General features: G+C 35.3%; 27 protein-coding genes, 1 riboswitch and 1 other annotated feature (1 of these 29 running past the window's edge). Of the genes, 21 read left to right on the top strand and 6 right to left on the bottom strand.

Annotated features, from left to right (window positions below; all coding sequences use genetic code 11):
- The first annotated feature begins 266 nt into the window (after positions 1 to 266).
- The 3 genes from pepV to RBQ61_RS17225 all read left to right on the top strand — a co-directional run bounded on the left by pepV (position 267) and on the right by RBQ61_RS17225 (position 3,996).
- A complete protein-coding gene (gene pepV / locus RBQ61_RS17235; protein ID WP_374049890.1) occupies positions 267 to 1,640 on the top strand; it encodes a dipeptidase PepV in 1,374 nt (457 codons plus the stop codon).
- A gap of 75 nt (positions 1,641 to 1,715) precedes the next feature.
- Positions 1,716 to 2,807: a dipeptide epimerase gene (locus RBQ61_RS17230; protein WP_308138442.1), complete on the top strand. Its 1,092-nt coding sequence runs from the start codon at positions 1,716 to 1,718 to the stop codon at positions 2,805 to 2,807.
- Between the two features lie 157 nt (positions 2,808 to 2,964).
- Positions 2,965 to 3,996 carry an acyltransferase gene (locus RBQ61_RS17225; RefSeq protein WP_308138441.1) on the top strand — a complete coding sequence of 344 codons (1,032 nt, stop codon included), beginning with the start codon at positions 2,965 to 2,967 and terminating at the stop codon, positions 3,994 to 3,996.
- A 78-nt stretch (positions 3,997 to 4,074) separates the two neighbouring features.
- On the opposite strand, the gene RBQ61_RS17220 is transcribed toward RBQ61_RS17225, so the two are convergent.
- Positions 4,075 to 5,100: a low specificity L-threonine aldolase gene (locus tag RBQ61_RS17220; protein ID WP_308138440.1), complete on the bottom strand. Its 1,026-nt coding sequence runs from the start codon at positions 5,098 to 5,100 to the stop codon at positions 4,075 to 4,077.
- 225 nt (positions 5,101 to 5,325) lie between these two features.
- Between RBQ61_RS17220 and RBQ61_RS17215 the strand changes: the two genes are divergently transcribed.
- The 8 genes from RBQ61_RS17215 (at position 5,326) to RBQ61_RS17180 (ending at position 11,644) form a co-directional block, all read left to right on the top strand.
- The gene (locus tag RBQ61_RS17215; protein ID WP_308138439.1) at positions 5,326 to 6,018 is read left to right on the top strand and encodes a GNAT family N-acetyltransferase; all 693 of its coding nucleotides are present in this window, start codon (positions 5,326 to 5,328) and stop codon (positions 6,016 to 6,018) included.
- 476 nt (positions 6,019 to 6,494) lie between these two features.
- On the top strand, positions 6,495 to 7,601 hold the full coding sequence (locus RBQ61_RS17210) for a DUF362 domain-containing protein (protein WP_308138438.1): 1,107 nt from the start codon (positions 6,495 to 6,497) through the stop codon (positions 7,599 to 7,601).
- 48 nt (positions 7,602 to 7,649) lie between these two features.
- A riboswitch (TPP riboswitch) is annotated at positions 7,650 to 7,780 on the top strand.
- 78 nt (positions 7,781 to 7,858) lie between these two features.
- Positions 7,859 to 8,155 (top strand): thiamine-binding protein, encoded by a 297-nt coding sequence (locus RBQ61_RS17205; protein ID WP_308138437.1) that lies wholly within the window; start codon positions 7,859 to 7,861, stop codon positions 8,153 to 8,155.
- A complete protein-coding gene (locus tag RBQ61_RS17200; RefSeq protein ID WP_308138436.1) occupies positions 8,124 to 8,900 on the top strand; it encodes an ABC transporter permease in 777 nt (258 codons plus the stop codon). Before RBQ61_RS17205 ends, RBQ61_RS17200 begins: the two co-directional genes overlap by 32 nt.
- Before the next feature lie 17 nt (positions 8,901 to 8,917).
- Positions 8,918 to 9,943, top strand: a complete 1,026-nt coding sequence (locus RBQ61_RS17195) for an ABC transporter substrate-binding protein (RefSeq protein ID WP_308138435.1) — start codon at positions 8,918 to 8,920, stop codon at positions 9,941 to 9,943.
- Between the two features lie 26 nt (positions 9,944 to 9,969).
- The gene (locus tag RBQ61_RS17190; RefSeq protein ID WP_308140146.1) at positions 9,970 to 10,710 is read left to right on the top strand and encodes an ABC transporter ATP-binding protein; all 741 of its coding nucleotides are present in this window, start codon (positions 9,970 to 9,972) and stop codon (positions 10,708 to 10,710) included.
- Positions 10,711 to 10,730: 20 nt separating this feature from the next.
- On the top strand, positions 10,731 to 11,402 hold the full coding sequence (locus tag RBQ61_RS17185) for a class I SAM-dependent methyltransferase (protein ID WP_308138434.1): 672 nt from the start codon (positions 10,731 to 10,733) through the stop codon (positions 11,400 to 11,402).
- Positions 11,381 to 11,644: a YkoF family thiamine/hydroxymethylpyrimidine-binding protein gene (locus RBQ61_RS17180; protein WP_308138433.1), complete on the top strand. Its 264-nt coding sequence runs from the start codon at positions 11,381 to 11,383 to the stop codon at positions 11,642 to 11,644. Before RBQ61_RS17185 ends, RBQ61_RS17180 begins: the two co-directional genes overlap by 22 nt.
- Positions 11,645 to 11,728: 84 nt before the next feature.
- Here the strand turns inward: RBQ61_RS17180 and RBQ61_RS17175 are convergent, their stop codons facing one another.
- Positions 11,729 to 12,502 (bottom strand): HpcH/HpaI aldolase/citrate lyase family protein, encoded by a 774-nt coding sequence (locus RBQ61_RS17175; RefSeq protein WP_308138432.1) that lies wholly within the window; start codon positions 12,500 to 12,502, stop codon positions 11,729 to 11,731.
- A gap of 179 nt (positions 12,503 to 12,681) precedes the next feature.
- On the opposite strand from RBQ61_RS17175, the gene RBQ61_RS17170 reads away from it, so the two are divergent.
- Together RBQ61_RS17170 and RBQ61_RS17165 are read left to right on the top strand one after the other, a co-directional pair.
- Positions 12,682 to 14,052 carry an MATE family efflux transporter gene (locus tag RBQ61_RS17170; RefSeq protein ID WP_308138431.1) on the top strand — a complete coding sequence of 457 codons (1,371 nt, stop codon included), beginning with the start codon at positions 12,682 to 12,684 and terminating at the stop codon, positions 14,050 to 14,052.
- Between the two features lie 27 nt (positions 14,053 to 14,079).
- Positions 14,080 to 14,367 carry a helix-turn-helix transcriptional regulator gene (locus RBQ61_RS17165; RefSeq protein WP_308138430.1) on the top strand — a complete coding sequence of 96 codons (288 nt, stop codon included), beginning with the start codon at positions 14,080 to 14,082 and terminating at the stop codon, positions 14,365 to 14,367.
- 66 nt (positions 14,368 to 14,433) lie between these two features.
- On the opposite strand, the gene RBQ61_RS17160 is transcribed toward RBQ61_RS17165, so the two are convergent.
- The 3 genes from RBQ61_RS17160 to RBQ61_RS17150 all read right to left on the bottom strand — a co-directional run bounded on the left by RBQ61_RS17160 (position 14,434) and on the right by RBQ61_RS17150 (position 16,597).
- Positions 14,434 to 14,673 carry a thioredoxin family protein gene (locus RBQ61_RS17160; RefSeq protein WP_308138429.1) on the bottom strand — a complete coding sequence of 80 codons (240 nt, stop codon included), beginning with the start codon at positions 14,671 to 14,673 and terminating at the stop codon, positions 14,434 to 14,436.
- A 15-nt stretch (positions 14,674 to 14,688) separates the two neighbouring features.
- Positions 14,689 to 15,690 (bottom strand): permease, encoded by a 1,002-nt coding sequence (locus tag RBQ61_RS17155; RefSeq protein ID WP_308138428.1) that lies wholly within the window; start codon positions 15,688 to 15,690, stop codon positions 14,689 to 14,691.
- Between the two features lie 214 nt (positions 15,691 to 15,904).
- On the bottom strand, positions 15,905 to 16,597 hold the full coding sequence (locus tag RBQ61_RS17150) for a helix-turn-helix domain-containing protein (protein ID WP_308138427.1): 693 nt from the start codon (positions 16,595 to 16,597) through the stop codon (positions 15,905 to 15,907).
- 402 nt (positions 16,598 to 16,999) lie between these two features.
- Between RBQ61_RS17150 and RBQ61_RS17145 the strand changes: the two genes are divergently transcribed.
- The 7 genes from RBQ61_RS17145 to RBQ61_RS17115 all read left to right on the top strand — a co-directional run bounded on the left by RBQ61_RS17145 (position 17,000) and on the right by RBQ61_RS17115 (position 24,964).
- Positions 17,000 to 17,470 carry a CtsR family transcriptional regulator gene (locus RBQ61_RS17145; protein ID WP_308138426.1) on the top strand — a complete coding sequence of 157 codons (471 nt, stop codon included), beginning with the start codon at positions 17,000 to 17,002 and terminating at the stop codon, positions 17,468 to 17,470.
- 23 nt (positions 17,471 to 17,493) lie between these two features.
- On the top strand, positions 17,494 to 17,982 hold the full coding sequence (locus RBQ61_RS17140; protein WP_308138425.1) for a UvrB/UvrC motif-containing protein: 489 nt from the start codon (positions 17,494 to 17,496) through the stop codon (positions 17,980 to 17,982).
- Positions 17,983 to 17,994: 12 nt separating this feature from the next.
- Positions 17,995 to 18,987, top strand: coding sequence for a protein arginine kinase (locus tag RBQ61_RS17135; RefSeq protein WP_308138424.1), 993 nt, complete (start codon positions 17,995 to 17,997; stop codon positions 18,985 to 18,987).
- Positions 18,988 to 19,018: 31 nt separating this feature from the next.
- Positions 19,019 to 21,466 (top strand): ATP-dependent Clp protease ATP-binding subunit, encoded by a 2,448-nt coding sequence (locus tag RBQ61_RS17130; RefSeq protein WP_308138423.1) that lies wholly within the window; start codon positions 19,019 to 19,021, stop codon positions 21,464 to 21,466.
- 97 nt (positions 21,467 to 21,563) lie between these two features.
- Positions 21,564 to 22,865 (top strand): amidohydrolase, encoded by a 1,302-nt coding sequence (locus RBQ61_RS17125; protein WP_308138422.1) that lies wholly within the window; start codon positions 21,564 to 21,566, stop codon positions 22,863 to 22,865.
- A 224-nt stretch (positions 22,866 to 23,089) separates the two neighbouring features.
- Positions 23,090 to 23,566: a sigma-70 family RNA polymerase sigma factor gene (locus RBQ61_RS17120; RefSeq protein ID WP_308138421.1), complete on the top strand. Its 477-nt coding sequence runs from the start codon at positions 23,090 to 23,092 to the stop codon at positions 23,564 to 23,566.
- Positions 23,567 to 23,578: 12 nt separating this feature from the next.
- Positions 23,579 to 24,964, top strand: coding sequence for a DUF4179 domain-containing protein (locus RBQ61_RS17115; protein WP_308138420.1), 1,386 nt, complete (start codon positions 23,579 to 23,581; stop codon positions 24,962 to 24,964).
- Between the two features lie 128 nt (positions 24,965 to 25,092).
- Here the strand turns inward: RBQ61_RS17115 and RBQ61_RS17110 are convergent, their stop codons facing one another.
- The gene (locus RBQ61_RS17110) at positions 25,093 to 25,446 is read right to left on the bottom strand and encodes a helix-turn-helix domain-containing protein (protein ID WP_308138419.1); all 354 of its coding nucleotides are present in this window, start codon (positions 25,444 to 25,446) and stop codon (positions 25,093 to 25,095) included.
- A 113-nt stretch (positions 25,447 to 25,559) separates the two neighbouring features.
- Here RBQ61_RS17110 and RBQ61_RS17105 point away from each other — a divergent pair, with 113 nt between their 5' ends.
- Complete coding sequence (locus RBQ61_RS17105) at positions 25,560 to 26,120, top strand: SLOG family protein (RefSeq protein ID WP_308138418.1); 561 nt, start codon at positions 25,560 to 25,562, stop codon at positions 26,118 to 26,120.
- A 149-nt stretch (positions 26,121 to 26,269) separates the two neighbouring features.
- Positions 26,270 to 26,408 (top strand) — a binding site (T-box leader); it runs 113 nt beyond the window's last position.

The following is a 26,408-nucleotide window of genomic DNA, read 5'->3' as shown; positions in this document are numbered from 1 at the left end:
CTTGATATCTTGCGCTATAAATTGTACAATGATTTTGAATATGTGTATAATAAAAAACTTTTGTGCGTTGAGATATATAGGCGTCACAAAGAGTCTGGTAACAGAGAAACTTCTCTTTTACAGACTCTTAAATTTTCAAGGTAAATAAAGAAAATTTGGTGAAAAGTTACATAGAGGTATGTTTACAACAAAAGGTTATGTAATATTATATAATTTTTTATACATTACTATTAATTGTAAAAATTAAGACTAGGAGTGATGATAAATTGTTAAATGAAAAAATATTGAGTATGAAGGACGAAATTATTAAGAGCGTTCAGGGATGTGTCAAAATTAAAAGTGTTGAAGAGGAATCTAAGAAAGGCATGCCATTTGGTGAAGGTGCACACAAAGCGCTGGAATATTGTTTGCAACTTTCAGAAAATTTAGGATTTAAAACAGTTAATGTAGATAACATGATAGGTTATGCCGAGTATGGTTCAGGTGATGAAATGATTGCTGTTCTTGGTCATTTAGATGTTGTGCCTGAAGGAGACGGATGGACATATCCTCCTTATGCAGCTGAAATACACGACGGAAAAATTTACGGAAGAGGAACTATTGACGATAAAGGGCCTACAATAGGAGCATTATATGCATTAAAGGCTATCAAAGATTTAAACATTTCTTTAAAAAGAAGGGTCAGAATTTTCTTTGGGCTAAATGAGGAAACAGGGAGTAAATGTGTAAAGTACTATGTTGACAATGGTGGAGAAATTCCTGTTGCAGGATTTACCCCTGATGCCGATTATCCCATAATTAACGGAGAGAAAGGTATTGTTACCGGCAAATATACACGAAAATTAAATCAAGACGGTGATTTTATTTTAAAATCTATTAAAGGCGGTATTGCTGCAAATGTAGTTCCCGATTATGCAGAAGCTGTAATTATGGTCCCTGTAAATAAAAAAGAGCAAATAAAAGAAATTTCAGAAAAATTTGAAGAAATAAAAATTGAAGAAAAAGAAGATTTAATAATTGTAAAAAGCTATGGTATATCTGCTCATGGTAGCACTCCTGAAAATGGGAAAAACGCGATAACACATCTGATGATGTTCTTGGGAGAACTTGATTTCACAGGAGATTTAAAAGAATTTATTGATTATTTCAACAAATACATAGGAACAGATTTAAACGGAGAAAAATTAGGGGTTTATTTAGAGGATGATATATCGGGAAAACTCATATTTAACTTGGGAACAATGATTGGAAATAAAGATGAAATAAGCCTTGAAATAAATATCAGATATCCTGTTAAAAAGACATTTGAAGAATTCATAGATACTTTTAAAGAAAAAATCAGTCTGGGAAGATTGGAAGAAGTTTATTTAAGACATAAAAAAAGCCTATATGTGTCACCAGAAACTGAATTCATCAAAAAACTCCAAAAGGTTTATGAGGAACAATTCGGTGAAAAAGCAGAATTGATTTCCATAGGAGGAGGCACCTATGCAAAGGCTATGGAAAATATAGTTGCGTTTGGCCCTGTTTTAAAAGGGGAGCCAATGGTTGAACACAAGCCCGATGAATATATAGAAATTGACTCGCTGATGAAAAACATTAATGTAATGGCGGAAGCTATTAAAGAGCTTGCGAACTAGCAGTGCAATTCAGAATGCTGTTAAATATAGGAAATTTCAATTGCGCAAAATATTAATTCAAAATGGAGGGCGAAAATGAAAATTACAGATATAAGAATTGGCGAAATTTCAGTGCCTCTTAAGACCCCGTTTAAGACGGCTTTAAGGACAGTAAAAAGTGTGGAGGACATAATTGTTGAAATCCATACTGATACAGGAAATATAGGCTACGGTGAAGCACCTCCTACAGGTGTTATAACAGGAGATACAAAAGGAGCGATAGTAGGAGCATTAAAAGAACATATAATTAAAAATATCATAGGCATGGATATTGAAAATTTTGAAGATATTATGCTCAAACTTGACAAATGCGTAATAAAAAATTCCAGTGCAAAAGCTGCTGTAGATATAGCATTGTATGATTTGTACGGACAACTGTACAACGCTCCTCTTTACAAGCTGTTAGGAGGATACAGGAAAGAAATAATTACAGATATAACAATCAGCGTTAATGATCCTGAAGAAATGGCTAAAGACAGCATAGACGCCATAAACAGGGGCTTTAAAACCTTAAAAATAAAGGTTGGTAAGGATGCAGCCAGAGATATAGAGAGAATGAAAGCCATCAGAAAAGCAGTCGGCTATGATGTGAAGCTCAGGATAGATGCAAACCAGGGATGGAAGCCGAAGGAAGCCGTTAAAGCTCTGAGAAAAATGGAGGATGAAGGTCTGGATATAGAATTTGTTGAGCAGCCTGTTATTGCTCACGACATTGATGGACTGAAGTATGTAACAGACAATGTATCAATTCCGCTGCTTGCCGATGAATCAGTATTTTCACCGGAAGATGCTCTGACAATTCTTCAAAAGAGAGCTGCGGACTTCATTAATATAAAATTGATGAAAACAGGAGGCTTGCATAACGCCTTAAAAATTTGTTCGATTGCCGAAATATATGGAGTTGAATGCATGATTGGATGCATGCTGGAAGCAAAGGTAAGTGTAAATGCGGCAGTTCATTTGGCGGCTGCAAAAAGCATCATAACTAAAATAGATTTGGATGGACCTGTTCTTTGCAGCGAAGATCCTGTAGAAGGCGGAGCAGTATTCAATGAATCTAAAATTACATTGAATACCGAACCTGGTCTGGGAATTAAAAAAATAAATGGAATCAGATACCTGGATTAATCAAATCTAAATATAAAAAGTCCCTACTAATTTAATAAAAAAAGAAATAGCCGTTGTGCTGAGCACATTTAGTTAATGATTGCCGGCAGCGGCTATTTTATATTGTAAAATTTTAGAAATTTGTTATAATTAGTATATTAACTAAAGAGGGCAACAAATGAATAATCGTATAATATATGTTGATTTATTGAGAATAACTGCTACATTTTCCGTAGTGCTGCTCCATGTTGCAGCTGGTAACTGGGGTAATGCCGCATTAGGTACATATGAATGGAATGTATTTAATTTTTATGACAGTCTGGTAAGATTTGGAGTTCCTATATTTGTAATGATAAGCGGGATGTTTTTATTGAATCCTGCTAAAAATATTAGCTATAAAGATATTTATTCAAAATATATATTAAGAATTGTAATTGCTTTTATCTCATGGTCTCTGCTGTATGCTGCGTATGCAAATATATCAAACTATGATACTTTTAACAGGCAGGCATTTATAAAAAGTTTCATGTTCGGGCATTACCATTTATGGTATCTATATATGATTGTAGGGTTGTATGTTATTACGCCATTTTTGAGGAAGATTGCGGTGGATAAAAAAGCAGCCGAGTATTTTCTTTTACTTTCGGTGATTTTTACATCTGTCCTGCCCATAACAATAAAGATATTCAATTTAACCGGCTTAGATATATTTATAAATAAATTCGATTTGTTTTTCACATATGGCTATGTTGGATATTATGTAGGCGGATATTACTTGAGTAAGTATACATTTAATAAAAGCATAAGGAATATTATTTATATATTAGGAATTTTAGGACTTGTTTGTACATATGTATTCACCAATATCATTTCATTGCGGACGGGCAAGGCGGACAGTACATTTTACAGCTATTTTGCCCCTAACGTAATGGTTGTAAGCATTGCGGTATTTACTTTTTTTAAATATGAAGTCTCAAAAATAAAATTTAATCAAAACACTTCAAAATTTATATACATATTATCTGACTGTTCTTTTAGAATCTACCTTGTTCATGATTTTTTCAACATGTTTATATTAAAAGCAGGGATTAATACACTTAACTACAACCCTGCTTTATCAGTAATTTTTGTGGCAATAACAGTGTTTATGGGAAGTTTGGCAACAAGCTTCTTAATAGGCAGGACACCTTTGCTAAAAAGGATTTTATAGCATGAAACATCAATATGGTTAGGCTGACTTTAGCCGCCTATCCAAACATAATGTCGCTGTTGTTTATTCTACTTATATTTAGAGCAAAGAAACAAGAGCGTCAACATCTTCTTTTTTTGTTGCCCAGCTTGTGGCAAAACGCACAACTGTATGGTTTTCGTCTGCCTTTTCCCAAAAACTAAAGGAAATTTGTTCTTGCAGCTCTTTCATTTTGGAATTTTCCAAAACAATGAAGATTTGATTTGTAGGTGAGTTTAGATAAAAGGTATACCCTTTTTCTTCAAAAGCATTTTTTAGTATCTCAGCCATTTCAATTGCGTGGCGGCTGATTTTAAAATACAGGTCATCAGTAAACAGTGTATAAAACTGTATTCCAAGCAAACGTCCTTTTGCCAGCAGAGCACCATGCTGTTTTACAATTGTCATAAAATGTTTTGGTGTATTGTTATGAGTGAACATCACAGCTTCACCACACAAGGCTCCAACCTTTGTACCGCCAATATAAAAAGCATCACAGAGTTTAGCGATGTCAGGTAATGTAACATCTGTGTTTTTGCTCATTAGTCCATACCCTAAGCGTGCTCCGTCCAAATATAATGGTAAATCATATTTACTGCATATTTGAGAAATAGATTGAAGCTCTTTCAAACTGTAAAGAGTTCCGTATTCCGTAGGGTGTGAAATGTAAACCATGCCTGGGAAAACCATGTGTTCATGATTTTCGTCTGCGTAAAAAGTTTTGATGTAATTAAGAAGAGTGTCTGCTTGTAACTTGCCGTGCACGTGAGGAATTTCAAGGACCTTATGACCGGTAAATTCAATTGCGCCGGCTTCATGAACGCTTATGTGACCGGATGTAGCTGCAATTACTCCCTCATACTGTTGAAGGACGGCATCAATTACTGTCTGATTGGTTTGTGTACCTCCAACTAGGAAATAAATATCCGCACTAGGACATTGGCAAAGTGTTTTGATCTTTTCTTTTGCTTCAGTGCAGTATTTATCATTACCGTAACCGGATAGCTTTTCCATATTTGTTTCAAAGAGTCTTTGCAATACTTTTTCATGAGCGCCTTCGGTATAATCGCTTTCAAATGTCAACATATAATGTAATCCTCCTTGCAAGGTTTATAATTGGTTTGTATAAAATTTATTTTATCATATACAGGATAAATTATCAACCAAATGACTTGTGGCGCACTTTGCAAACTGAACTTTATGTGTTGTATAATGAATGACGGAAAATATTTCTTTTATAAAACAAAATAAAATATTATAATGATTTTAACAATATAACACAATAGATTAATTTTACACGAGGTACAAAATATGAATGATATAACAATTAAGTACTTAATGAAAAAACCATTGCTTCACATGGGCATGATTGAGGCTATACGAAGAAATACAGCTGACATAATACATTCAGATAATCATGGCATGCTTATAAAAGAGAAAAAGAGCAACGCCTATATGATAACTGCGGATAATTTTGATAAAGGAAAAGAATTGGTTGGGAAAATACCTAATTGCAGCCTTATAGTGTTACATCAGGGGTTTATGGTAGATTATATTATGAATAAGTTCGGCCTAACACACAAAATAGAAGTTGTTCAGGCTGTGTACATGAAAAAAGAAAAGATTCATGAAAATAATGTATTGGAAATAAGAAAGTTTACTCCAAGACAAATATCAGTGGTATTGGAAAACTACCACATGCTGTCTTATGATGAGATTAAAGAAATATTAGACAACGGCAATTTGTTTGGTGGATACAAAAATGGGACACTTGTAGGTTTTGTTGGGATCCACTTGGAAGGAAGCATTGGGCTGTTAGAAATATTTCCCCAATACCGACAGCTTGGCTATGGAACAATACTTGAAAGCTATCTGGTAAACAGAATGCTTGAAAAAGATTTGGTTCCTTTTGGACAAATTGAAAAAGACAATGTAAAATCAATAAACTTGCAAAGAAAACTTGGATTTGAAATATCCCAGGATGTGTTGTATTGGATGGAATAGACTAAAATAATTATTATTCATAAATACGCATATACTTTAGTCCGCATATCGAAAATATAAAACGTTGGAATTGGAATGAAAAGCCGTTTTGATTATTGCTTAAATCATCTAATTTTGCTCCTCGTGTATGTAAAGTATATGTTTTTGAGATTTGCTTTTTTTATTTTTTGAATATTTTTACAGTTTGTTTTCTTTATTTATTTTCAAGTACATACTATGCCATTATAATGGTTTTGTTACGATTGCCCTAAAACCCGGGGTAAAGTTCATTTTGCGGACGTACTTTATTAATAATAGAAGGGTTTAAATTATGGTTCAAATTAACTTTTATGATGGAAATAATTTACTTAATAATAAATAAATCGTTTATTTACTTGATAATATATGGTATTATTAATGTGTATCGGCCGTTGAATATGAATTAAATACAGCGGCTTATTTTACTGAATACAGAAAACTTGGATGGTGGTGCTTATATGGAAAAATCAAAGGTATATTTTACAAATATGCATACGACTTCGCATGAGAACCTGCAGCAGAAGTTGAAGCGTCTTATTGAGGCGGCTGGGATGAATAAAATTGATTTTGATAGAAAGTATGCGGCAATAAAGATACATTTCGGAGAACCTGGCAATCTTGCGTATTTGCGTCCTAATTACGCAAAGACTGTTGCGGATATGGTAAAAGAGCTTGGAGGCAAGCCGTTTTTAACAGATTGCAACACTCTGTATGTAGGAGGAAGGAAAAATGCGCTGGATCATTTAGAATCTGCATATATTAATGGATTTTCGCCGTTTTCAACAGGATGCCATGTAATTATAGCGGACGGCTTGAAAGGTACTGACGAGTCGCTTGTACCAGTAGAGGGAGCAGAATATGTAAAAGAGGCGAAAATAGGGCGTGCTGTAATGGATGCCGATGTGTTTATTTCGCTGAACCATTTTAAAGGGCATGAGCTTACAGGCTTTGGGGGAGCTATAAAAAACATAGGAATGGGTTGTGGTTCACGCGCTGGTAAGATGGAAATGCACAGCAGCGGAAAGCCTAGAATTTCTCAGAGAAAGTGTATAGGATGCGGTTCGTGTGCAAAGAACTGTGCTCACGGTGCTATTACGTTGACCGAGCGCAAGGCTTCCATCAATCATGATAAGTGCGTGGGTTGTGGCAGATGCATAGGCGTCTGTCCCGTTGATGCGGTTAAGTCTGCTTCGGATGAATCCAACTATATTCTTAACAAAAAAATTGCTGAATACACTGCAGCGGTTTTGAGGGGAAGACCTCATTTTCACATAAGCTTGGTTATTGACGTTTCACCTTATTGTGATTGTCACAGTGAGAATGATATACCCATAGTTCCTGATGTGGGAATGTTCGCATCTTTTGATCCGGTTGCTCTGGACGTGGCGTGTGCGGATGCAGTTAACCGTCAGACAGCTGTTGAAGGAAGCATGCTTGCTAAAAAAATACATGAACATCATGATCATTTCAAAAATATACATCCCGAAACAGACTGGATGTCTGCAATAGAACATTCTGTGAAGCTGAATCTGGGAAGCAGTGAATATGAACTGATTACTATATGATGTAAGCATAGAGTAAAAAAGGTTGACAATATTTTTTACATGTGCTAATATCATTCTGCGGGGAGCTTAAAGAATTAGGCTGAGATAGAACTACTCAAATGTTCAAAACCCTAAAACAGAACAACTGTTTGGAACCTGACCCAGGTAATGCTGGCGTAGGGATTGTATATATCATTAGGATATTAACCTTAAAGGTTGTTTACAAACCTCTCCGTTACCGGGGAGGTTTTTATTGTATATTATAAGGAGGATTTAAAATGAACGCAAATATTGCTATTCAAGTTTTACCGCATGTTGAATCAGACCAGGAAGTTATACGTATTGTTGACGAGGTAATTGCTTATATTAAAAGTACGGGATTAAATTACTACGTTGGGCCCAGCGAAACTTCAATAGAGGGAGACTATGACCAGCTAATGGAAATCGTAAAAAATTGCCAGTTGGTTGCAGCAAAGGCAGGAGCGCCTAAAGTATCAGCTTACGTTAAAATTGGTTTTGTTCCGGATGGCGGGGTGCTGACTATTGACCAAAAAGTTACAAAACATCATAAATAAAGTATCGCCTGTAATGGCTATAGCCGTTATTTTAGTACTATGGCAGTTTTTATCATCAGCGGGCATTGTACCTAAGTACATGTTGCCGTCTCCTTTTGATGTTGTACTGGCATTTGTAAATGACTTTGACTTGCTGATGGAACATGCCGAAACTACTTTAACTGAAGCATTTTTGGGACTTACGGCAGGGACTGCACTTGGATTTGTAATTGCTGTATTGATGGATAGATTTAATTTATTTTATAAATCTGTATATCCTGTTATTGTGCTGACGCAGACGGTGCCTACCGTTGCCATAGCGCCTCTTTTGGTTCTGTGGATGGGATATGGTATACTGCCTAAAATAACGCTGATTGTTATAATAACCTTTTTCCCAATAACTGTAAGCTTGTTGGAAGGTTTTCGCTCGGCAGATAACGATGCTCTGAATTTATTGAGGGCTATGGGAGCTAATAGGTTTCAATGCTTTATGCACATTAAACTTCCAAATGCTTTGAACCAGTTCTTTTCAGGGCTTAAAATATCGGTGTCCTATTCTGTGGTGGGTGCCGTAGTTTCCGAGTGGCTGGGAGGATTTACAGGCCTTGGGGTGTACATGACGAGGGTAAGAAAGTCATACTCATTTGACAAAATGTTTGCTGTGATATTTTTTATTTCTCTCATAAGCCTAATATTGATGCTTTTGGTATCGTATATGAGAAAACTTGCAATGCCATGGGAAAGAGCAAAAAAAGAAAATAATTAACTAGAAAGGAAAAACAAATGAAAAGCAAAAAAAGAATTGTATTTTGCATAATATCCATATTAATTTTATCAGCGTTGATGCTGACATCATGCAGCTCTAACGAACCTAAAAATGAGGTGGATAACGCTGGTAATGATGAAAAAACAAAATTGAAAATAGTGTTGGACTGGACACCTAATACAAATCACACCGGATTATATGTTGCTCAGTCAAAAGGCTACTTTGCAGAGCAGGGGCTTGAAGCAGAAATACTTCAGCCACCAGAAGGAGGAGCTGATACTTTGGTTGGAGGCGGCGGAGCCGAATTCGGAATTAGTTTTCAGGATACATTAGCTCCTAACAATGCTTCTGAAAATCCAATACCTGTTACAGCAGTTGCTTCTTTAATACAGCATAACACATCAGGTATTATTTCTCTGAAAGAGAACGGAATAGATTCCCCTGCAAAAATGTCAGGTCATACATATGCTACATGGGATATGCCGATAGAGCAAGCCATAATTAAAAAGATTGTAGAAGATGACGACGGAAATTTTGAAGATATAGAAATGGTTCCAAGCACAGTTACAGATGTTATCACTGCTTTGCAGACAGATATAGACACAGTGTGGATATTCTATGCATGGGATGGAATTGCAACAAAGGTTAAGGGACTGGATACAAATTACCTTAATTTTGCCGACTATGGAAAAGAGCTGGACTATTACTGCCCTGTTTTGATAGTTAACGACGAATTTGCAAAAAACAATCCTGAAACTGTTAAAAAAGCATTGACAGCCATTAAAAAAGGATATGAATTTGCTATAGAAAATCCAGAGGAAGCCGCTCAAATTTTATTAGATGCAGCTCCGGAGCTGGATTCAGAGATAGTTAACGAAAGCCAGAAATGGTTAGCTGATCAATATGTTGCAGACGCTGAAAAATGGGGATACATTGACCAGGAAAGATGGGATGCATTCTACGGATGGCTGGTTGAAAACAAATTGGTGGAAAATGAAATCCCTGAGGGAGCAGGATTTACAAACGAATATCTCCCAGAATAGAAAAATATGATTAAGAGGACTTAATGATGAAAAAACTGACTACTAATAACATAACTGTAAGTTATGGAGGCTCTAAAATAATTGAAGACATTTCAATAGAACTGAACGAAGGAGAGATAGTCAGTATATTAGGAGTAAGCGGTGTCGGAAAAACAACACTGTTCAATGTAGTGTCAGGACTGATAAATCCTGATTCGGGAACAGTTGAGATTGATGGGAAAAATATTACGGGAACCACAGGAAATGTAAGTTACATGCTTCAGAAGGATTTGCTGCTGCCGTATAAAACAATAATCGATAATGTTTCTCTCCCGTTGGTAATTAGAGGAGAAAAGAAATCCAAAGCCAGAGATGCCGCTTCTGTATATTTTGATGAGTTTGGGCTGGAAGGAACACAAAATAAGTATCCGAACCAGCTGTCCGGCGGAATGAGACAGAGGGCGGCATTGCTTCGAACATATTTGTTTTCTGATCAGGTTGCACTTTTGGATGAGCCTTTCAGTGCTCTTGACAGCATAACCAAGAGCAGCATGCACCAGTGGTATCTTGGTGTAATGGAGCAGATAAAGCTGTCAACATTTCTTATAACACACGACATTGATGAGGCTGTTTTATTATCCGACAGAATATACGTTATGGCAGGAAAACCAGGCAAGATAGCGGAAGAAATACTTATAGAGGACCCTAAACCCAGAAACAAGGATTTCGTGGTGAGCGAGAGTTTTATGAGATATAAGAAGCACATTCTTGAGAAATTAGAAAGTTAAAGTTATAAGGAGGGGATAAAATGGCTATTTTTGATAACAGTGCATCTGACTATGATGCATGGTATACAGATAAAAAAGGAAGCTTTGTTGACAAAGTGGAAACTGGGCTTGCGTTTGAAATGATGGAAATCAAAAAGGGAATGAAGATACTGGATGTAGGCTGTGGAACGGGAAACTTCAGCGTTAAGCTGGCGAAAAAAGGCTGCAGCGTAACAGGGATCGACGTTTCCGACGAAATGCTTTCCATAGCGAGAAAAAAAGCGTCGGATTTAAACCTTGACATTGAATTAATGAATATGGATGTAAATAATTTATCCTTTGATGACAATACATTTGACGGCGTAATTTCTATGACGGCTTTTGAATTTATTGAAGATGCTCCAAAAGCGTTAAAAGAACTGCTGAGAGTGGTCAAAAAAGGCGGTCAGGTTTTAATAGGCACCATTGCAGGTGAAAGCAGCTGGAGTGAGTTATATCTTTCCGAGCCTTTCAGGGAAAACACAGTATTTAAATATGCTAAATTCAGAACCGTTGAAGAAATTAAGGACTGGAACAGAGAAAAGCTTGTAGACACAGGCGAATGTCTGTTTGTTTCTCCTCTTGCAGAGGACTGTGATTACAACGATGAAACAGAAAAAAATCTATCAAAAACTACAAATGGAGGCTTCGTATGTGCGCTATGGAAAAAATAGCTTCCTGCCAGATTGCATTTACCCCCATAGTAAGTGATGACTACATGGAGGATGTAGACAAGGTTCTTAAAATCATAGATAATTCAGGATTGGAGTATGAGGTGGGCTCGCTGTCAACCTTTGTTAGAGGTGAAAAAAGCAGGGTTTTGAACCTGATTTCCCAAATATATGATACAATGGACGATATAACGAATTTTTCCATGGATATTAAAATCTCCAATATATGTGGATGTGGGAAATAAAACGACACGAAGTATTTTAATAATTTGCCATATCGATGGTTTTGCCATAAATTTGGGCTGCAGAATATCCTGCAGCCTTTAAGTTTATTTTGATTTTAATGAATTTGTAATGCTGATGAAACTGCTGGTGAGAATTGCAATATCGGAGCTTACTGCAACAGAATCAAATCCCATATCAAAATTTTTTGAAGCACTTTTCATATCATTTGCATATATCATTACCGGTTTATTAGCTTTTTTACACGCTGCAACTATTCTGATGAGCGCTTTTTTAAATTTGTCCGCATCAAATTGGCCTGGTATGCCCATACTTATGGATAAATCATAAGGACCTACAAAAATTGCATCTACTCCGTCAATAGACGCAATTTCTTCAATATTTTCAAGACATCCTAATGTTTCGCACTGAGGAATAATCATGGTTTCATTGTTGCACTTATTAAAATAATCCTCAAGAGGCGATGTGAAATCTTCAAAGCCGTAGCCTGTAGCTCTTCCGAAGAAAAAACCTCTTTCTCCTAAAGGGGCGTACTTGCCGTATTTAACCAGATGCTTAACTTGCTCAACAGTTTCGACGCAGGGTACAATCAAACCTTCTGCTCCTATATCCAGCATTTTGAGTACGGCAGCTCTTGAAATTTCCTTGATTCTTACAAACGGTGTCAATTTGCTCAGTTTAGCTGCCCGGATAAATTCCATTGTACTTTCTTCCGCAAAAGGTCCGTGCTCTGTATCGATTATAATATAATCCAGTCCGCTGTATCCCAACCCTTCAACAGCATTGGCCGTTCCCAGTTCAGAAAAAGTACCTATTGTTTTTTCTTTTTTAACCATTTTTTGTTTTGTGTAGTTAATCATTTATGTTCCTCTTTAATTTTATTTGTATTTCAATGAAGAATGTTATAACTATATACATTTTATCAGACAATAAGGTAAAATCAAATAAAAAATCACACTATATTTCCTTGAAAGACATAATGATGTGATGTACAATGAAATGGATGAATAAGCAGTATTTTTGTAATCATGAGGCGCATATGGCAGAAAAGGTTTACGATTCCAAAACCATAAGAAAACAGATTTTTTTTCTTATTATTCCTGTAATGCTGGAGAATATGTTTCAGATGTCTGCAGGGCTTATATCAGCTGCTATGATCGGAAGGCTTTCTCCCATGCTTATATCAGCACAGGGAATATGTTCAAGGATAACTGGCATACTTTGGTGCTTATTTAAAGGCATAGGGATTGGTGCAACCGTTGTTACCGCAAAAAACCGCAATGAAAATGACATGGCGAAGGCAAGGCAAACATTTGAGCAGACATGTGTGACAGGGTGCATTATTGCATTAGCATTAATCATAATTACCATGCTAAATTCAGGGAGGATAATATCATTTTTTACTTCCAGTCCTGATACATTTTATGCTGCGAGCCAATATTTAAAGATAGTAATTTTAACAGCCCCATTTCTTTTAATAATGTCGGCGGTTACTGCGGCCTTTCAAGCATGCGGCAATACAAAGACTCCTATGTACGTAGCAATAGTCGTTAACATAATAAATGTTGTAGTCGGGTATCTGCTTATATACGGAAAATTTGGATTCCCGAGGTTGTCTCTTCAGGGGGCTGCCATAGCATTGCTTCTTTCACAGGCGTGTGGATCATTTCTGGGAATTTATCTGCTGTACAATAAAAGATATGGGCTGTTCTGCACAGTTCCTGAAAAAAGCAATTTGATGAAAATAGACTTTCTACTTGTCAAAGAGATTTATTCTTTAGGAATTCCTGCTGCGTTTGAAAGTATATTTTGGCAACTTTCGGCCGTAGTAATGAGCAAGGCGATACTATCTTACGGAGAGGTGACATTTGCTGCTTACCAGCTGGGGCTTCAGGCTGAGCTTATGTCTGAGATGCCTGCGGTTGGAGTTGGAATTGCTGCTACATCCATGGCTGCTAACGCAATAGGAAAAAAAGACGGGGTGCTGCTTAAAATTTATTCAAAGCAGCTAATCAGAACATCTATTGCTATAAGTACCTTTACTTCGTTGCTTATAATTATATTTCCCGGTGTGTTTATGGATTTTTTTACAAACAACGCAGAGATAAAGGCAATAGGAATAAAATACCTCATAGTGATGGGATTTATACAGACTCCGCAGAATCTATCAAAGGTGTTAAATGGAATCATACGTTCTGCAGGGTACAAAAATATACCTATGGTGATTTCGTTCTTAGGGATATGGGTTGTAAGAGTTCCTTTGGCTCTTCTTTTTGCATATGTGCTAAAGCTTGATATATTCTTTATATGGCTTTGCATGGCAGCAGATCAGCTGTTTAAATGCCTTGCCAGCGGAATAGTATTTAAAACTAAGAATGTTGATGTTATAAAAGAAGAAAATATATTTTGAAATATAATAAACTGTCCGGAGTGAAATATGGAAAAAAAAGATTTTGAATACAATTATAAAAAAATAAAAGCACTGTCTGATGTTAATAGAATGATGATTTTAAACAGCCTTTCATCAGGCGAATTGTGCGCGTGCAAAATTTTAGAAAGGTTTGATATTACACAGCCTACGCTGTCTTATCATATGAAGGTGTTGTCGGAATGTGGTCTGGTGCATTCGAGAAAAGAAGGGAAATGGACGCATTATTCATTAAATATGGAAAGCGTAGAAAACTTCAAGAAATTTATTTCTGATTTGACTTCTTCTGAGGAGTAATAAGTGGATTGTTTTTATCATGTTAAAAATACGACCTACCATCTTGCTGGCAGGTCGTATTTGCATTTACTTTTGATTTTTTAGAATTTCTGCAATCTGACTTGGCTTTAGTACCTTGCCATATGAAACGACTTTTTCGTCAATGACGATGGCCGGCGTTTGCATCACTCCGTATGAGACAATATCTTTAATGTTTTCAACTTTTACAATCTCTGCCTCAATTCCTGTTTCGCTTATTGCAGCTTCAGTATTTTTTTTAAGTGCTTCACAATTTTTGCATCCTGATCCTAAAATTTTTACTATCATAATTAGCTCCTTTTATTAAAATAAATATCCAATGAAATTGAAACCATATCCTATTATAACTATTCCTACTACTACTATTGCAACAAATATAACCAATAATTTCTTTTTGACAACCTGATTTAGCATAATTATAGAGGGAAGTGATAAAGCAGTTACTCCCATCATAAATGTAAGAACTGTTCCTATACCGACACCTTTTGTAACTAATGCTTCTGCAATAGGCAAAGTTCCAAAAATATCTGCATACATTGGAACTCCCACAGCTGCCGCAATAATCACGGAGTACCATTTATCACTGCCAAGCACAGCAGATATAATTGATTCGGGAATCCAATTGTGAATTAAAGCGCCTATACCTACACCAATTAAAATATATTTCCATACTCTTTTTATTATTTCCAACACTTGATTTTTAGAAAAGTCAATTCTTTCATTTACTGTTAATGTGTATTGATCAGATTCCAGAGCTTTATTTCCGTACACGAAGGGTTCAACGTATTTTTCAAGCTTCATTTTGCTTATAAGAGTTCCTCCTGCAACCGCAAGAATTAATCCCACTACTACATACGCCGCTGCCAATTTCCAGTTAAATATGCTTGCCAGCAACAAAAATGAGGCTAAATCAACGAGAGGTGAAGATATTAAAAATGAAAAAGTTACTCCTAACGGCAATCCTGCGCTTGTAAATCCTATAAACAGCGGAATTGATGAGCACGAGCAAAAAGGAGTAACTGTTCCAAGCAGAGCTCCAAAGATATTGCCGGAAATTCCGTTGAATTTTCCTAATATTTTTTTTGTTCTCTCCGGAGGGAAGTAGCTTTGAATATATGATATAATAAAAATCAAGAAAGATAAAAGTATGAATATTTTTATGGTATCATATATAAAGAAGTGTACGCTTCCACCCAATTTTTCTTCGACATTAAGTCCAAGTACATTTTCCACCAGCATGTTTACAAGGTTTGACAGCCAGTTCATTTTCAAAAGTTGATCGTTAAAAAAGTCAAATATAACCATCTTATCTCCTTTATGGTGCTAAAATTAAAACTAATGCACTACAAAACTAATTATAATCGATATATAGATAGCCGTCAATATGAAAAATATGAAAATTATGAAAAATATGAAAATTTATAAAAAAACTGATATATAAGCGTTCAAATTAATGATAATTCATCAATCTGCAGGCTGTTAAAAAATATGCAGCCTGAACGCCCATATATCAGCATTCCTAGTCATCAACCATAAATATGTGCTCTGTTTTCAATCTTTTTATAGCTTCTTTAGATATCTGAAGAAGTTCCTTCTGTTCTTCAAAAGGCAGCGGGGATTTTGTCAAAATAACTTTGCAACTTGTTGGCCTAATAGAATCAGCGGACAGTCCACTTATAAGACCTGAAAGAGTATCTACCTTTTTCATGGGTACAAAAAAATTAATCAATACTGATTCTGATTCGTAAAGGCAGTTCTTAAGATTAAAGTTTATTATGTTGTCATGATGACTCATATATCCCTGGTATACACATTCACAATTTTTCAGGTCATCATTGTCGTCAACCTTGTAATACAGTGTTGCGGTTGTTTTTTTCTTTGTGTCATCATATTTAAGATGAATTACAGAGCTTGAAATATTTTTTCCAATTTGAAGATACATATGCAGTATGTTGGACTGCCATATGTGAACCTGTTCAATTTCTGCGTTCCCGCCGTAGTCATAATCAATCAGGTTAATAATATTTATATTTAAAGCTTTTGCTATGTCAAACAGTGTTACTATGTCCACGGTTATTTCACCAGATTCATATTTTGATACAGTGGACTTGCTTTTACTTATAACTTTTGCAAGATCATCAATGGTCATTTTTTTTATTTTTCGAAACATCTTTATTTGACTACCCACGTGTTGCAATATCTCGTTAGTCATATGCAGTCTCCTTTGCTAATGTTGCGTTAACTATATTAATATTCTTTAGATTCTAAGTATATAATATATAATTTTTGTTGTCAATAAACCGAAGGTAAAAATGACTATTATTTAACAAATAGAAAAATTGCGGTGACTCATTTATGTTTAATGGCTTTTATTGTATGTACTGGTGTGTTGAAAGATAAAATTCATTAGAGGAAACTTGTATTATTATGCAAAAATAGCAAAAAATAATGAAAAGATGATGCAAACATAATAAATAAACTAAATTTTACGGATTTTTGAGAATAATAAGGGAAATTTTTTGAAAAATAAGTATTGAAATTATTTTAAACAATGATATAATAAAACCAAGGTCAAAGAAAGTCAAAGTTAAAGTCAGACAAAGGAAGTGAGAAAATGTCTAATAATTTAAGTGATATAATAGAAGGTTTTATAAAGGAGCTTCTTGAGGCTAATAATTACAAAGCCGTAGAAATTCAGAGAAATATACTAGCTCAGCAGTTTGACTGTTCTCCTTCTCAGATAAATTATGTTCTGTCAACACGATTTAATAATGACAGAGGATATTTAGTTGAGAGCAGAAGAGGCGGCGGAGGATATATAAGAATTTTCAAAGTTCAGTCATCTATGGAAAATGAACTGGAGAGATTATTGAACGATAGTATCGGAAACAATATTACATTAAACAAGGCATTTGACCTTTTGCATGTTCTGTCAGACAGGGGAGTTATTTCTCAAAGAGAACTCAGAATAATGCAAAGTGTTTTAAGTGACCGCGCTCTAAGTAATGTATCCTATGATGACAGAAATAAATTAAGGGCGGATTTGTTGAAAGAAATGATTTTAACGTCAGTTGATGATGATTAATAGAAATAGAGGAGGGTGTAAAAATGTTGTGCAGTGAATGTGGAAAAAATGAAGCTAAGGTTCATGTAACGCAAATAATAAACGGAAAAAAGACTGAGAGTCATTTGTGCGAGGAGTGTGCAAAGAAAAATCAAACTTTATTAAACTCTAGTTTTTCAATGGAAAACTTATTTTCAGCAATGCTTAACAATGCATTTAATACAACAACATACCTGCCTGCCAAGGGATGTTCAAAGTGTGGAATGACATTTGATGAATTTAGGACTACAGGAAAATTCGGTTGCAGTGATTGCATTGAAACTTTTAAACCAAGGTTGATACCTGTTATTAAAAACATACAGGGATATGATAGACATACTGGAAAAATTCCAAAGAGGGCAGGAGGAAATTATAGAATTCAAAAAGATATTGAAAAGCTGAAGAATCAGTTAAAACAAGCCATAGAAAGCGAAGAATATGAAAAGGCTGCTGAACTTCGAGATAAAATACGACAAATGGAAGGAAGTATGTAGGGGGTGTGCGGTATGGAAAGTAAGGACATAGTAATAACAAGCAGAATAAGGCTTGCTAGAAATTTGAAGGATTACAGGTTTCCAATAAAAATGAGCCAGGAAGAATCAAGTAAGGTGATTCAGGAGGTAAATAAAGCTGTCAGTGGGACAGATTTAAATTACAACCTTATATACTTGAAAGATCTATCTGATATGCAGAGAAATGCGTTGGTTGAAAATCATCTTATCAGCCCTGCGCTTGCGAACAACAAGGACAGAGGAGCACTATTGCTAAGCTCTGATAAGAATGTTTCCGTAATGCTTAATGAAGAGGATCATGTTAGAATTCAGACTTTGGAAAAAGGCATGTCTTTGAAGAAATGCTGGGATTTAAGCAATAAAATTGATGATGTAATAGAAGATTCGGTTGAATATGCATTTGATAAAGAACTTGGATATGTAACTTCATGTCCTACAAATATAGGAACAGGTATGAGGGCATCTGTTATGATTCATTTGCCTGCACTTTCAATTACCAATCAAATTGAAAAATTATTGTACGGTGTTTCTCAGTTGGGTGTAGCTGTAAGAGGCGTGTACGGCGAAGGAACAAAATCACTTGGGCATCTTTACCAGGTTTCAAATCAAGGTACATTAGGAGCATCCGAGGAAACATTAATTGATAAAATTAACCAGATAGTCAAACAAATTGTAGAAAAAGAAGAAAAGATGAGAGAGCACCTGAAAAAAAATAACTTTGAAGATATTGAGGATGAATTTTACAGGGCATACGGGCTTCTTTCAAATGCCAGAAAAATGGCTACGGAAGAAGCGATGAGGCTTTTGTCGCTTATAAAACTTGGCAGAGAGATGGAAATGATAGATGTTGCAGATGGGAAAAATTTATACGATCTTATGGTCAGAATACAGCCCAACAACTTGCTTACGGCAGAGGATAATGAGCTTCTGCCTAATGAAAGAGACAGTAAAAGGGCAGAAATAATTAGAAAAGAATTATTAAGCTGATTAAGTCTATAATATAAAAGGAGATGAAATTATGATAAGTGGATTCAATAACTCTGCAAAAAAAGCAGTGGAATTAGCTAAGGAAGAAGTAAAAAGATTCAGACAGAATATTCTTGGAACAGAGCATATACTTATAGGACTTATGCTTGAGCAAGAAGGCATTGCAGGAAATATACTAAGAAGTAGATTAGATGTTGAAAAAATAAGAGAAATTATTAAAAATTCGACCGGAGTTGGAGAAACCGTACCTGAATATATAGCTATTAGTCCGAGAAGTAAGTATATTATGGAGCTTGCACGACAGTATTCATCGCAGATGGGCGTTCCATATGTAGGAACAGAGCACATTCTCCTAGGGCTGATAGATGAGGGAGAAGGAATAGGAGCTCAAATAATTAAATCAGTTGTGAGCCTGAAAGAAATTAAAAATGAAGTTATTGAAGCAATCAATCAGGGGAGCGGAAATGCAGACGGGAGTATCCCGAATTTTGGAGAAAATGCGTCTCAAACGCAGAACGACGGCAGTACAAAGACAATAGATAAGTACGGTACTGACTTGAACCAGAGAGCGCGTGAAGGAAAGCTTGATCCCGTAATAGGAAGAGAAGACGTTATAGAAAGAGTAATTCAGATATTGTCAAGAAGAACTAAGAACAATCCGTGCCTTATAGGAGAGCCAGGAGTAGGAAAGACAGCTATAGCCGAGGGTCTGGCTCAAGAAATTGTGAATGGAAATGTTCCTGAAACATTAAAAGATAAAAGGGTTATAACTTTGGATATGGCCGGAATGGTAGCAGGAGCAAAATATAGAGGAGAATTTGAAGAAAGATTAAAAAACGCCGTGGAGGAAATTAAACAGGCAGGTAATATAATATTGTTTATAGATGAACTTCACACAATTATAGGTGCAGGTGCAGCGGAAGGTGCTATCGACGCTTCCAACATATTAAAACCTACTTTAGCGAGAGGGGAATTGCAGATAGTCGGAGCCACAACACTTGACGAGTACAAGAAGCATATTGAAAAAGATGCCGCTCTTGAAAGAAGATTTCAGCCGGTAACAGTTGATGAACCGACTGTCGAAGATACAGTGAAAATATTAAAGGGATTAAGAGACAAGTACGAGGCCCATCACAAGGTTGCAATAACCGATGATGCCATAGATGCTGCCGCAAAGCTGTCGCACAGATATATATCTGACAGATTTTTGCCGGACAAGGCAATAGATTTGATTGACGAGGCTGCATCTAGAACGAGGCTTAAAGCTTCAACCACCCCAAAAGGATTAAAAGAAATAGAAGAAAAAATAAATGAGATAAAAACAGAAAAGAAAGCGGCAATAAACAATCAGGATTTTGAAAAAGCAGCATCCTTTAGAGACGAAGAGAAAAAGCTTGCTGAAGAGCTTGATAAGCAAAGAAAGATTTGGGCTGCAAAGAATTCAAAAGATGCTAAAATCGGTTATGAAGATATAGCGGATGTTGTGTCACAATGGACAGGAATACCTGTAAAGAAACTTCAGGGTGATGAATCAGAAAGGCTTCTTCACATGGAAGATATTCTGCATAAAAGAGTCGTGGGTCAGGAACAGGCCGTTGAAGCATTGTCAAAAGCTATAAGAAGATCCAGAGTAGGGCTCAAAGATCCTAAAAAGCCCATAGGTTCATTTATATTCTTAGGACCTACAGGTGTTGGAAAAACAGAATTGTCAAAGGCTTTAGCGGAATCAATGTTTGGTGACGAAAATTCCATGATAAGAGTTGACATGTCTGAATACATGGAAAAACATTCGGTTTCCAAGCTGGTAGGGTCGCCTCCAGGATATGTTGGATTTGATGACGGAGGACAATTAACTGAAAAGATAAGAAGAAAACCATATTCTGTAATATTGTTTGATGAGATTGAAAAGGCTCATCCGGATGTATTTAATATACTTCTTCAGATACTTGATGATGGAAGACTTACTGATGCCAAGGGCAGAACGGTTGACTTCAAGAATACAGTAATAATAATGACATCAAATGTTGGAGCAAGCACAATCAAGAAACAAAGAACGCTTGGATTCACATCAAATGCAACTGATGAAGAAAAAGATGAATATGAGAAAATGAAGGAAAATGTAATGTCTGAATTGAAGAGGACATTTAGACCTGAATTTTTAAATCGAATTGATGAAATAATTGTATTCCATTCATTAAACAAGGAACATATTAAGAACATTGTTTCATTGATGATAAAAGATCTTTCAAAACGTCTTGAGCAGATGAACATTAAAATAGATTTGGATGATAAAGCAAAGGAACTGCTTGCGGATGAAGGATTTGACCCAGTGTACGGCGCAAGACCTTTGCAAAGGGCAATAAGAAGAAAAATCGAAGACAAATTGTCAGAAGAGATTTTAAAAGGAAGTATAGAAAAATCAGATACAATAAAAATAAGTGCCAAAGATAAGGAACTTGTATTTTCTAATGATAAATAGCGATGGTTAACTGTAAAAGTGCCGGATATTCCGGCATTTTTATTTTAAAAAAATATTATTTATAGTATAATTAATAAAAAGCGTTGAAGAGGTGCATATGAATAGCGAAAAAATACTTTTGCGAAATGGCTGCATTATTGATGAAAACGGCAGTGTTTCTGAACAAAAAAACATATATGTTAATGAAGGCAGGATAGAAAAGATTACGGATGCTGAAAGTGTTGAAGGAGAATACAATGAAGTTGACTGCGAAGGACTATACATTACTCCCGGCTTTGTAAATCTCCATACACATTCACCGATGAATATATTGAAAGGAATAGCTGAAGATGTTTCAATTGGCGATTGGTTCAATGAGAAAATATTTCCCTATGAGAGCAAGCTTGAGGCGGAAGATGTTTATTGGGGAGCAGCAATGGCAGCCGCAGAAATGATCGACAATGGAGTAACGGCATTTGCAGACCATTACTTTGCTCAGGAATCCGTCTACAGAGCGGCTGAATATATGGGAATAAGAGCGGACATCGCTCCTACAATATTTGGATTGTCAGAGGATTACGAAAAACAGCTGTCAGATGCGGAGAGCTTTATACATAAATACAACGGGAAAAATTCAAGAATTAATTTAAGGTTTGGGCCTCACGCTCCATATACCTGTCCCGGCAAGCAACTTAAAGAAATAATAGACAGTGCAAAAAAACTTGGTGTAGGCATACACATCCATGCTTCTGAAACAAAGGAGCAGGTGGAGGACAGCGTAAAGCTTACAGGCAAGACACCGATTCAAATTCTTGACGAAAGTGGAGGCTTGGATATCAGTGCAATAATCGCTCACGGATTATGGACTACAGATGATGATGTCAGTCTGTTAAATGATAATGTTTTTTTTGCATTCTGCCCTAAAACTTATATGAAGCTCAGCATGGGCGAAGGAAACATATATAAGCTTAAAAATAAGCTAAACTATTCGTTCGGTACGGACGGAGCAGCCAGCTCAAATACTCTAAGCCCTTTGGAGCAAGCAAGGCTGTTTGCTTTGAACGGCAAGCTCATGCTTGGCGATGCTGCTGAATTTAAAATCCCTGAAATATGGAAAAGACTCATGAACGGACACGGGCCACTAGGATTCAATACAGGTAAAATCAAGGAAGGTTATGACGCGGATTTGCTTATATGGGACTTGAATCTTCCAAATACATTTCCTGTATATGATCCTCTTGCATCGATAATATACAGTTCTGATGCCCGAAACATAAAATGTACAATGGTACAAGGCGAGTTTTTGAAGTATGACGGGAAATTAAAGGCAGATATAAATCTTATAGCTGAGGAAACAGACAAAATATGCAAAAAAATCATAAGAAGAGGAAAAGGAATTAGCAAAGTGCAGTATAATTAGAACTTGAATTGTACACTTTATATAAGCTTAAATAGATTGAAGTGCAAAATAGGCTCGTATCTATGATAACGGGTTTATTTTGTATGCTCAATATTCAATAACCTTATTGTACATACTTTGCAACTTCTGTTGGGCGTATATTCCTTTTGAAAATTTTTTTTATTTATGAAATGAAAATGTCATGTTTCTTACTCTAATAAGTATAAAGGAAGGTAATTAGTGCAATGTTTAATCATAAAATTGACAAAGAAACTTATATCTCATTTATAACAGAAAATAAGGAAATGCTTTATAGGGTTGCATTTAGTTATCTCCATGATGAAACTAAATCGTTGGATGCAGTTGATGAGGCAGTGTATCAAGGGTATGCACACAGGCATGATTTGAAAGAACCCAAATATCTAAAAACGTGGGTTACCAGAATATTGATTAATGAATGCTTAAAAATTATTAGGAAAGGCAAGAGAGAATTAAGTGTGGATGTTCTGCCGGAAGATTCGCAAAATTCGGGAGAAGATTCAATTTATTTAAAAATTGCAGTTAACAATCTGCCGGAAGACCTAAGAAAAGTGATCATACTAAGATATTTTGTAGGCTTTACAATATCTGAAACAGCAGAAATATTGAGGATACCAGATGGTACAGTGTCTACACGCTCAAGAAAAGCATTGGAAATTTTGAAAATTGAGATATCTGATTAGAAAGGAGTTATTATGCTGGATAATAATGAAAAATGGGATGAATTAAGAAATAAATTATTTATATATCCAGATAATCTTTCTGGAGTAGAGGCAAGATTTGAAAATCGTGTTAAGAGAGAAAAAAGGAAAAAGAGAACTATATTAAGTTCTATTACTGCTTTTGCTGCTTCAATACTTTTTGTTTTCTTGATAAATATAAACCCGGCATTTGCTAATGCAGTATCGGATGTTCCTGTTATCGGCAGGCTTGCTGAATATGTTAAGTTTGATAAAAGTTTAAGTAAGGCAATTGAAAATGAATATGTACAAAGACTAGATCTTGTTTCCTGGGATGGTAATAACAGATTGCTTTTGCCATATGCTATAGCTGATGAAAAGAAATTAATTTTATTTTTTCAAATGCCTGAAGAATTTGAACAACAACCAAATCAATGGATTAATATTTTCTTGAAAAGTATGAAAAACAGCGACACAGGAGAGGAAGTTGAAGGATACGGCTATTCAGCCTCTGGTCTATCATCAGAAGGCAGAGATCAAAATTTTGGCTTTATTATGCAAGATTATCATTTCACGGAAGGGAAAATGCCAAGATCAATAGACTTAGAAGTAGAAGTTAAAATTGAAAATACATTGGATTCAGAGGAAGATGTAATATCGGAAAAACCCTATGATGCTAAATCAAATTCTTCATTTGAAACTATGGGAACCTTTAATTTTCACATAGAATTAGAAGATTTTGTTGAGCCAAAAACTTATGAAATAAATAAGAGCTATACAATACTTGATCAAAATATTATAGCTGAGGATATGAAAGTATACCCTACAGGAACAGAAGTGAACTTTTCATTCCCCAAAGAAAATTATGCTTTTATTAAAGGGCTTGAATTAGAAGTGGTTCAGGATAATTATAAAATTTTAAAAGGTAATATCAACGGCTTTAGTTCTACCAATGATGTTGAGAATACATGGATGCGCATTTTTATTGAATCTAGCTACTTTGATGCACCTAAAAAACAAGAGCTGCTGATTAAGGGAGTTCGTTTATTAAATAAAGATGAAGAATTTATAACCGTTGATATAGATAATAAAACAATAACTCCAAATATTGAAGGGTTAGAGTTAAAACAAGTTATTAAGAAGTCCGATGATGCAACATTAGTTTTTTCAACCCAAACAGTAAATGATGATAATTTTCAAATGTTTAATCGTGATTATAAAGATACAGATGGGAATGTTTATAGACTTGATAGCGAAGGGACTTCTTCATACAATTCTCAAATGGAAACATTAATTACAGTAAAATATCCTCAAAGCGGTAAAGTTGTTTTGCAAAGGTCTCTTGCTCCAATAATATTCTTGGATGAACCAATAAGAATTAAACTACCTATAAATGATTAAGTAAAATTAAAAAGCCGCATGTTATTTTTTAAAAATAATATGCGGCTTTTTATGAAAATATTGTTACAAAATGATGGCTGTAAAATAAACTAGCATCTCTTAACAAGCATCTGTTATATTTTAAATGGTTATTTTTTTCTATAGTTTCCCTGTGATTCATTTATTATATCATTTACGATTTCCATGATATCTTCTGTGTACGAGCGGTAAGGTTCAGATAGAATCGGTGAAGCTTCTTTTGTGGCATCTGATAAAGGCTTAGAAGATATTGTTCCGAATAATAAATAATCTGCAGAGATCCTAAAGTTATTGCATATTTTATAAAGTGTTGCCACGGACATTCCTTTTTTTCCGTTTTCTATCTCAGCTAAAAACTGAGGAGAAATTCCGGCTTTTTCTGCGAATACTTCTCTGGTCATATTCAATTTTTCTCGTCGCTTACGCAGGCGTTTGCCAATTTGAAGCGTGATATTTTCTTCCATTAAATCACCTCTTTTATATATTAGCTATTGCTATCAGCGTATTAAATAAGCTATAATTATATAATTACGCTGGTAGCGTATTTAAAAGTTATCTGAGAAATGAGGTGCATTACTTGAAAAATTTTAGTAAACTAGATACTTGCTGTATCATCGGAGGATGCAGTTCCAAAAAAATAGTTGGGCAAGAAGAGGCTTCTTACTATGAACTTATTAAGCCAAAAATTAAAAATAACATTATCGATTTAGTTGAAAATTCACATGTGTCACATTTTTTAAGCGGAATGAATATAGGTTTCGAGCAGTGTGCTGCTGAAGCTGTAATAGAGCTGAAAGAAAAATATCCGAAGCTGACGCTGGAAGGCATATTGCCATACGAAAACCATTCTATAAACTGGACAGGAGGGCAAAGAAATAAATATTATTCAATTATGAATAAGAGCGACAGAGAAGTTCTTCTGCAATACCACTACACCGATGACTGTATGAAAAAACGAAATCAATACATGATAAATAAATCTAAATATATCATATTTTTCGGGGAAGGTACAAGCTTTCTCGATAATTTAATCGAATATGCAAGAACAAAGGGAAGAATAGTAATAAATATGGATTATGACGAATCAGTATTTCCAAGAAAAAAATATATATTTAATGTCAATTTCAACGAACACTGACTATTGGAGTAGTTCAAACAAGCTGATAGCAATATATGTAATATTTATAATCAAGAGTGAAAATATTTTTTGATAGCAAAAATTACATAAAAAATTTACAATAACTCTTGACAAATGAAAAAAAATAAATATAATTAAATAAAAACAAATATCAGGCGATGACAGGAAGAGTAATTTAGAACTTAGGTTACAGAGAGATAGCGTCGGTGAGAGTCTATCACAATGGTTTTAAATGAAGAACATCCTTGAGCTTTTGACCCAAATTGCATATGCAAGAGTAGGCTCAAA

The sequence above is a fragment of the Sedimentibacter sp. MB35-C1 genome (genome assembly GCF_030913635.1).
Lineage (GTDB): Bacteria > Bacillota > Clostridia > Tissierellales > Sedimentibacteraceae > Sedimentibacter.
This window is presented reverse-complemented; position numbering and strand designations above follow the sequence as displayed.